The sequence below is a fragment of the Sphingobium sp. C100 genome, from assembly GCF_000508185.1.
Taxonomy (GTDB): domain Bacteria; phylum Pseudomonadota; class Alphaproteobacteria; order Sphingomonadales; family Sphingomonadaceae; genus Sphingobium.
Window position 1 is genome coordinate 20,075 of the sequence record NZ_AYOY01000178.1, and the last position, 7,336, is coordinate 27,410.

General features: G+C 65.6%; 8 protein-coding genes. 6 read left to right on the top strand and 2 right to left on the bottom strand.

Annotated elements, in window-relative coordinates; genetic code table 11:
* Nucleotides 1-120: 120 nt before the first annotated feature.
* Nucleotides 121-1,722, bottom strand: coding sequence for a phosphoenolpyruvate carboxykinase (locus tag C100_RS42500; RefSeq protein ID WP_031310050.1), 1,602 nt, complete (start codon nt 1,720-1,722; stop codon nt 121-123).
* A gap of 264 nt (nt 1,723-1,986) precedes the next feature.
* Here C100_RS42500 and C100_RS42505 point away from each other — a divergent pair, with 264 nt between their 5' ends.
* From C100_RS42505 to C100_RS42530, 6 genes are all read left to right on the top strand, one after another.
* A complete protein-coding gene (locus C100_RS42505; protein ID WP_024021231.1) occupies nt 1,987-2,691 on the top strand; it encodes a response regulator transcription factor in 705 nt (234 codons plus the stop codon).
* Complete coding sequence (locus C100_RS42510) at nt 2,660-4,255, top strand: sensor histidine kinase (RefSeq protein ID WP_024021232.1); 1,596 nt, start codon at nt 2,660-2,662, stop codon at nt 4,253-4,255. The genes C100_RS42505 and C100_RS42510 overlap by 32 nt, the downstream gene beginning before the upstream one ends.
* 62 nt (nt 4,256-4,317) lie before the next feature.
* A complete protein-coding gene (locus C100_RS42515) occupies nt 4,318-4,749 on the top strand; it encodes an HPr kinase/phosphorylase (RefSeq protein ID WP_024021233.1) in 432 nt (143 codons plus the stop codon).
* On the top strand, nt 4,746-5,678 hold the full coding sequence (gene rapZ / locus C100_RS42520) for an RNase adapter RapZ (protein WP_024021234.1): 933 nt from the start codon (nt 4,746-4,748) through the stop codon (nt 5,676-5,678). Before C100_RS42515 ends, rapZ begins: the two co-directional genes overlap by 4 nt.
* Before the next feature lie 28 nt (nt 5,679-5,706).
* Nucleotides 5,707-6,111 carry a PTS sugar transporter subunit IIA gene (locus C100_RS42525; RefSeq protein ID WP_024021235.1) on the top strand — a complete coding sequence of 135 codons (405 nt, stop codon included), beginning with the start codon at nt 5,707-5,709 and terminating at the stop codon, nt 6,109-6,111.
* Nucleotides 6,108-6,380, top strand: a complete 273-nt coding sequence (locus C100_RS42530) for an HPr family phosphocarrier protein (RefSeq protein WP_024021236.1) — start codon at nt 6,108-6,110, stop codon at nt 6,378-6,380. The genes C100_RS42525 and C100_RS42530 overlap by 4 nt, the downstream gene beginning before the upstream one ends.
* Nucleotides 6,381-6,806: 426 nt before the next feature.
* Here C100_RS42530 and C100_RS42535 read toward each other — a convergent pair.
* Nucleotides 6,807-7,336 (bottom strand): AI-2E family transporter (locus C100_RS42535; protein ID WP_024021237.1); only part of this gene is annotated, 530 nt, incomplete at its 5' end.

A 7,336-nucleotide genomic window follows, 5' to 3' on the forward strand; every position in this document is an offset into this window, starting at 1 on the left:
ACATTGATCGCCAGAATAGCAGCTTGCCCGCCTTAACCCAAAGCAAAAGGAGCCGGCGGGCATCCCCGCCGGCTCCTTCACGCCATTTGTCGTCGCAATCCGGCGGCGATCAGGCCACGATCAGGCCGCAGTCAGGGCCGCCTCGCGCACGCCCTGGTCGACATGCTCCTCGAACTGGGCGAAATTGTCGACGAACTGCTTGACCAGCTTGGCCGCCGTTTCGTCATAGGCAGTCGCGTCGGCCCAGGACGCGCGCGGATCGAGGATCTTGCTGTCCACGCCCGCCACCGCGACCGGCACCTGGAAGCCGAAATTGGGGTCGGCGCGGAACTCCGCATTCTTCAGGCTGCCGTCGAGCGCGGCATTCAGCAGCGCGCGCGTCACCTTGATCGGCATCCGCTTGATCCCCGGCATCGTCGCCTTGCCGCCCGACCAGCCGGTGTTGACCAGCCAGCAGTCCACCCCGCCCTTGGCGATCCGGTCCTTGAGCAGATTGCCATAGACCGACGGATGGCGCGGCATGAAGGCGGCGCCAAAGCAGGTGGAGAAGGTGGCGGTCGGCTCGGTCACGCCGATTTCCGTCCCCGCGACCTTGGCGGTATAGCCCGACAGGAAATGATACATGGCCTGTTCGGGCGTCAGCTTCGCGATCGGCGGCAGCACGCCATAGGCGTCGGCGGTCAGGAAGATGATGTTCTTGGGCACCGGCCCCAAATTCTTCTCCGACGTATTGGGGATGAAGTCGATCGGATAGGCGCCGCGGCTGTTTTCGGCCAGGGTCGCATCGTCAAAGTCCAGCTCGCGGCTGTCCTCGTCCATCACGACATTTTCCAGCACCGTGCCGAACCGCTTGGTGGTGGCGAAAATCTCCGGCTCGGCCTCGGCCGACAGGTTGATCATCTTGGCGTAGCAGCCACCCTCGAAATTGAAGACGGCGGTGTCGGACCAGCCATGTTCGTCATCGCCGATCAGCGTGCGGCTGGCGTCGGCGGACAAGGTGGTCTTGCCGGTGCCCGACAGGCCGAAGAAGACGGCGGTGTCGCCGTTCGGGCCGATATTGGCCGAACAATGCATCGGCATGATGCCGTCTGCGGGCAACAGATAGTTGAGCAGGCCGAACACGCTCTTCTTCATCTCGCCGGCATAGGCGGTGCCGCCGATCAGGATCAGCTTTTCGGTGAAGTTGACGGCGATCACGGTTTCGCTGCGGCAACCGTGCCGGGCCGGATCGGCCTTGAAGCTGGGCAGGTCGATGATCGTATATTCGGGCTGGAACCCGGCCAGTTCCTGCGCATCGGGGCGGCACAGCAAAGTGCGGATGAACAGATTATGCCAGGCCAGTTCGTTGACGACGCGCACATTGACGCGATGTTCGGGCTGCGAACCGCCGAACAGGTCGGCGACATAGAGCGCCTCCTTCTGTCCCAGCGCGGCGAAGAAGTCGGCCTTCAGCGCGGCGAAATGCGCCGGGCTCATCGCCTTGTTGACATCGCCCCACCATACCGATCCCTCGGTCGTTTCATCGCGCACGATGAACTTGTCCTTGGCGCTGCGGCCGGTGTGCTTGCCGGTCCTGACGACCAGCGGGCCGTCCTTGGACAGCTTGCCTTCGCCATTGCGGACCGCGGCTTCAACCAGCGATCCGGTGCCAAGATTCCAATGCTGGGTGGCATGGGTGGAAATGCCCTGGTCGACCAGGGTGATAGAGGATTTGGCCTGCACGCCTTTGCTCCTGATATGTGTTCTCATGTCGCGCATGTGATCATGTTCACGATGAATCCGTCTGCCAGGCGCCATGACGGTCCGGCAGCAGACGGAAAATGGCATAGGACCTCCCGACCCCAGCGTCAAACCTTGACGGCGCCGCGCGCATCCGCAATTTCGCTATCCATGTTAAGTCCGTTGCGGTCCGCCTTCCTTGCGGCGATGCCTGTCATGGTTTAACGCTCTCGGGCTCCGCCCACCCTGCACATTTCGGGACGACGCATGACCGCAACCATCGCTCTGGTGGATGACGACAAGAATATCCTGACCTCCGTGTCGATCGCGCTTCAGGCCGAAGGGTTCATGACGCGCATCTACTCCGATCCCGAAGGGGCGCTAAAGGCGCTGCTCGACAATCCGGCGGATCTGGCGGTCTTCGATATCAAGATGCCGCGCATGGACGGGCTGGAACTGCTGCGCCGCCTGCGCGAAAAGAACCAGATGCCCGTCATCTTCCTGACGTCCAAGGCGGACGAGCTGGACGAGGCGCTGGGCCTGGCGATGGGGGCGGACGATTATATCTCCAAACCCTTTTCGCAACGGTTGCTGATCGCGCGCGTTCGCGCCATCCTGCGCCGCGCGGAAGCGAGCAAGACGCCAGAGGCCAGCGACGAGCCGGTGGCCGAGCCGATCATCCGCGGACGCCTGGCCATGGACCCGGCCCGGCACCGGGTGAAATGGGCGGACAAGGACGTGACGCTGACCGTTACCGAATTCCTGATCCTGGAAACGCTTGCCCAGCGGCCCGGCGTGGTCAAGAACCGTAACCAGTTGATGGACGCCGCCTATCAGGACGATGTCTATGTCGATGACCGCACCATCGACAGCCATATCAAACGCCTGCGCCGCAAATTTCGCGAGGTAGATTCCGACTTCAATGCAATCGACACCCTCTATGGCGCCGGCTACCGATTCTCGGAGGAATGAGCATGTGCCCGCCGCGGTGCGCTGGTCGGGGCGACTGAGCCTCACCCCGCGCATCCTGGCGGTCAACGTGTTCGCGCTCGCCCTGCTGGCGGGCGGCTTCTTCTATCTCGACAGCTATCGCACGCGCATCGTCGATGATCGGCTCGAGCAATCGGCGCGTGAACTCAAGCTGCTCGCCATCGGCATCGAAAATGCGCCGGGAGACCGGCAGAACCCGCTCATCGCCGCCTATTCGCGCCAGACCGGGGACCGCGTGCGGCGTTATGACGCGACCGGCGCGTTGATCGCCGACAGCTTCGCCATGGATGCGCCGCGCTATCGCCTGCGCCTGCCTTCCGAAGAGGAATGGCAGCGGCATGTCGCGCGCTTCCTGGACAAGCTGATGGACCGGGTCGTCTCCGCCGACCGGCCGCCCGATTTCGAGGAACCGGCCATCGATCGCGCCGACGCCTGGCCCGAAGTCGCCGATGCGCGCGCCACCGGCCGACCCCAGGCGGTGAACCGCTACGCCCCCGACCGCACCTTCATGATTTCCGCGGCGGTGCAGATGAAGGACGGCACCAGCCTGCTGGCGACCGAAAATGCCCGCGACATCACCCGCACCGTCCGGGCCGAACGGTTCCGGCTCGGGCTGGTGCTGGGCGCGGCGGTGCTGGCCTCCATCCTCCTCTCGCTCTTCCTCGCCCGCACCATCGTCCAGCCGCTTCAGCGCCTCGCCCGCGCCGCCGTGCGCGTGCGCCTGGGCCGCGCGCGCGAAGTCACGGTGCCGCGCCTGCCCGAACGGCGCGACGAAATCGGGATGCTGGCGCGCGCCCTGTCCGACATGAGCATCGCCCTGCGCCAGCGGATCGACGCGACGGACGCCTTCGCCGCCGATGTCAGCCATGAACTCAAAAACCCGATCGCCTCGCTCCGCTCCGCCCTCGATTCGCTCGACCGGGTGGACCGGCCGGACCTGCGCGCGCAGCTCATGGCGATCGCGCAGGACGATGTGCGCCGGCTCGACCGGCTGATCACCGACATCGCCGAAGCCTCGCGCGTCGACGCTGAACTTTCGCGCACCCGTTTCGAACCGATCGACCTTGGCCTGCTCATCGAAAAGATGGTGATCGCCCGCGAAGCGCGCGGCGTGCCCCGTGGCGTGCGCCTTGCCTTTGCGCGGCCGCGCAAGGATGTCGCCGTGGTGCTGGGCGAGGAAGGGCGCCTGATCCGCGTGCTCGACAATCTGATCGACAACGCCGTGTCCTTCTCGCCCGAAGGCGGGCTGGTGCGGATCATCGCCACCGTCGCCGACGACCAGGTGCTGGTCAGCGTCGAGGATGAAGGCCCCGGCGTCCCCGAATCCGAGCGCGAACATATTTTCCGCCGCTTCCACAGCGTCCGCCCCGAAGGCGAGACGTTCGGCAAACATTCGGGCCTTGGCCTCGCCATCGCCCGCTCCATCGTCGAAGGGCATCAGGGCCGGATCTGCATCGGCGATCGCGAAGACGCGCTGCGCGGCGCCTGTTTCGTCGTCCGCCTGCCCATGGCCTTGGCGCGCGATCCGGGAATCGTTTCGGAATAGGATTCCCGCCCGTCCATCCGCCATTTTAATTGCCGCCGACAGCGGCTAGAACGGCATCTATAATGGCGCGCACCCCTTCATCCGAAACGCTTCATGCGACCAGCGTGGCCATTGACGGCCGCGCCGTCCTGTTGTGCGGACCCAGCGGCGTGGGCAAATCCGACCTCGCCCTGCGCCTGATCGATCGCGGCGCGATACTGGTCAGCGACGATTATACCCTGGTCCAGCGCGTCGACGGCGCGCTGCGCGCCACCGCGCCGGCCACGATCGCGGGCAAGATGGAGGTGCGGAGCCTGGGCATCATATCCATGCCCCATATGGACGCACCCGTCGCCCTGCTGGCCGACCTGTTCGACCAGGTCGACCGGATGCCGCTCGAACCCGTCTTCCGCGCGGTCGCCGGCATGCAGATCCCGGTCATCAAGATCGCCCCCTTCGAAGTCTCCGCCGCGATCAAGGTCGAACTGGCGCTCAGGACGCTGGCGCCGCTATGACGCCCTCGCACCCCAAGGCGATCCTGCTGGTGTCGGGGCTGTCGGGCGCGGGCAAGACCACGGCGCTCAAGACGCTGGAGGATATGGGCTGGGAAGTGGTCGACAATCTTCCCCTGATGCTGCTCGACCGGCTGCTCGACACGCCCCTGCCAGCCGGCCATGGCACCGCCGATGATCGGCCGCTGGCGCTGGGCATCGACGCGCGCACGCGCGGTTTCGACGCCAACGCCATCGTCCAGCGCATCAAGGCGCTGCGCGAACGCCATGGCCATGACATAGAGACTTTGTTCCTCGACTGTTCGGGCACAGAGCTGGAGCGCCGCTTCGCCGAGACCCGCCGCCGCCACCCGCTCGCGCTCGACCGCCCGGCCGCCGACGGCATCGCGCGCGAACGCGAACTGACAGAGCCGCTGCGCCGCTGGGCCAGCCAGGTGATCGACACCACCAGCTTCACCAGCAATGCGCTGCAACAGGAAATCCGCAGCCGCTTTTCGCGCGAAGGCCTGTCGGAACCGGTGCTGACCATCCTGTCCTTCGGCTTTTCGCGCGGGGTGCCGCGCAATGCCGACCTGATGTTCGACATGCGTTTCCTGCGCAATCCGCACTGGGACGACGCGCTGCGTCCCATGACCGGGCTGGACCCGCACGTCGCCGCCTATATCCGGGAAGATCCCGCCTATGAGGCGGCGGTGGGCCGGATCGAGGATCTGCTCGTCACCCTGCTGCCCCGCTATGCGGAAGGCGGCAAGACCTACGTCACCGTGGCCTTTGGCTGCACCGGGGGGCGGCATCGCTCCGTCCATGTCGCCGATCGCGTCGCGAGGCACTTGCAAGCGGCGGGCTTTTCCCCCACGGTTCTGCACCGCAATATAGAATCGGCGCCCCAGGACAGTCTGGAGAAGCGCCGTCCGGGAGGCCCGAAAGCATAATCATGACAAAGGTGGGCCGCACAAGCACATGATCGGACTCGTACTCGTCACCCATGGGTCGCTGGCGACCGAATTCGTCGTCGCCATGGAACATGTCGTGGGGCCGCAACAGCAGATCGCGACGATCTGCATCGGCCCGGAAGACGATATGGAACTGCGCCGCGCGGACATTGCGGCTGCCGTTGCGCGCGTCAACGACGGTGCCGGCGTCATCCTGCTGACCGACCTGTTCGGCGGCACGCCCTCGAACCTCGCCATCTCGCTGCTCAAGGCGGGCGAGATCGAAGTGATCGCCGGCATCAACCTGCCCATGCTCATCCGCCTGGAAAGCGCGCGCAAGGTGATGGACGTGCGCGCCGCCGTCGCCGCTGCGCGCGAGGCGGGGCAGAAATATATCAGCGTCGCGTCGGAATTATTGGGCAGCACTACATGAATGAATTCAGCCGGGAAGTCCTGATCCGCAACAAGCGCGGCCTTCATGCCCGCGCCAGCGCCAAGTTCGTGACCCTGGCCAGCGGCCTCCCCGCCGACATCACCGTCAGCAAGGACGGCAATCATGTCACCGGCACATCGATCATGGGCCTCATGATGCTGGGCGCGGCCATGGGCGACAGCATCATCATCAAGGCCACCGGCCCGGAAGCCGCCGATGCGCTCGGCAAGCTCGTGACGCTGGTAGAGGACAAGTTCGGCGAGGAATAGGGACGGCGCGGGTTACGGCCGGGACGGGTGGGTTGCGGACGGGCGGTCCGCTTTTCCTGATCCCTGGTCGTCATCCCAGCGATAGCTGGGGTCTCAGTGGGTCTGGCGCATCATTGCCCGAGATCCCAGCTTTCGCTGGGATGACGAAAATGGTCGCTACCAGCCCCCGCTCAAAACCTCTTCCAATGTAGGATTTCATCGGGTCTATCCTGACGGATGGACCGCCACATCCTCGCACCCGCACGCATCCCGATCGCCCGGCCCGCACCGGCGCGTCGGTGGCGCGTGCCCGGCGCGCCGCCGGCGCGTCACTGGCGCCTAACAGTGGCGCAGGTGGCGCGTCACTGGCGCGTCACCGTTACCTATGCGGTACTTCCGGCCGCAAAAGCGCGACGACACTGTGAACTTCGCGGTGGCGCGTCGCCGTTACTCTTGCGCTGCGGCTTCCGCGTCCGCGTCCGCGCCGCGCATCCGGGTGAAGATATTCCAGGTCGCGATGAACAGCGCCGCGATCACCGGGCCGATGACGATGCCGTTGAAACCGAACATCTCGATCCCGCCCAGCGTCGAGATCAGCACGACATAGTCGGGGATGCGCGTGTCGCGCCCCACCAGGATCGGGCGCAGCACATTGTCGACCATGCCGATCACCAGCACGCCACATGCCACCAGCACCACCCCCTCCCAGATCGCCCCGGAAGCGAAGAGATAGATGGAGACAGGCACCCACACGATCGCCGTGCCGATCGCGGGCAACAGCGAAAAGCCGCCCATCAGCACGCCCCACAGCAGCGCGCCCTGAATGCCCAGCGCCCAGAAGACCAGCCCGCCGATGAAACCCTGCACGATGGCGACGACGATGCTGCCCTTGATCGTGGCGCGGGTGACGATCACGAACTGCTCGATCAGCGCGGTGCGCTGCCCGGCGCGCAGCGGCGCGGCGGCGGCAACCCGCC